Annotated in this window: 1 rRNA gene; it reads left to right on the forward strand. The window is 50.6% G+C overall.

From position 1 onward, the window contains the following. Positions 1–1,269 (forward strand): 23S ribosomal RNA (locus ACWCV9_RS37660); the annotation flags it as partial.

The raw sequence follows: 1,269 nt of genomic DNA on the forward strand, positions 1-1,269 counted from the left end.
TTAAGATTCCGGGTCAGTCTAATTTATCACCCCAATATGCTGATGCAGTAACGGATAAGTTAGAAAGTTTCGAAAATGTGGAGTTACAAAAGAGCGAGTTAGATGAAGCGACTTGGAAAGGTCCGCCAGAGCAGGTAAAAGCCCTGTAGTCGAAAGTTCGTTCTCTCCTGAGTGGATCCTGAGTACGGCGGAACACGTGAAATTCCGTCGGAATCCGGGAGGACCATCTCCCAAGGCTAAATACTACCTAGTGACCGATAGTGAACCAGTACCGTGAGGGAAAGGTGAAAAGCACCCCGGAAGGGGAGTGAAAGAGATCCTGAAACCGTGTGCCTACAAGTAGTTAGAGCCCGTTAATGGGTGATAGCGTGCCTTTTGTAGAATGAACCGGCGAGTTACGATTACGTGCGAGGTTAAGCTTTAGAAGGCGGAGCCGCAGCGAAAGCGAGTCTGAATAGGGCGAAATAGTACGTGGTCGTAGACCCGAAACCAGGTGATCTACCCATGTCCAGGGTGAAGGTGAGGTAACACTTACTGGAGGCCCGAACCCACGCACGTTGAAAAGTGCGGGGATGAGGTGTGGGTAGCGGAGAAATTCCAATCGAACTTGGAGATAGCTGGTTCTCTCCGAAATAGCTTTAGGGCTAGCCTCGTGATGAGAATACTGGAGGTAGAGCACTGTTTGGACTAGGGGGCCATCCCGGTTTACCGAATTCAGACAAACTCCGAATGCCAGATATTTATACACGGGAGTCAGACTGCGAGTGATAAGATCCGTAGTCAAAAGGGAAACAGCCCAGACCACCAGCTAAGGTCCCAAAGTAATCGTTAAGTGGAAAAGGATGTGGCGTTGCACAGACAACCAGGATGTTGGCTTAGAAGCAGCCATCATTTAAAGAGTGCGTAATAGCTCACTGGTCGAGTGACGCTGCGCCGAAAATGTATCGGGGCTAAACGATTCACCGAAGCTGTGGATTGACATCTACGATGTCAGTGGTAGGAGAGCGTTCTAAGTGCGTTGAAGTCAGATCGTAAGGACTGGTGGAGCGCTTAGAAGTGAGAATGCCGGTATGAGTAGCGAAAGACGGGTGAGAATCCCGTCCACCGTATGACTAAGGTTTCCTGAGGAAGGCTCGTCCGCTCAGGGTTAGTCGGGACCTAAGCCGAGGCCGATAGGCGTAGGCGATGGACAACAGGTTGATATTCCTGTACCACCTCCTCACCGTTTGAGAAATGGGGGGACGCAGTAGGATAGGGTAAGCGCGCTGT

The organism is Streptomyces sp. NPDC001606 (assembly GCF_053596835.1).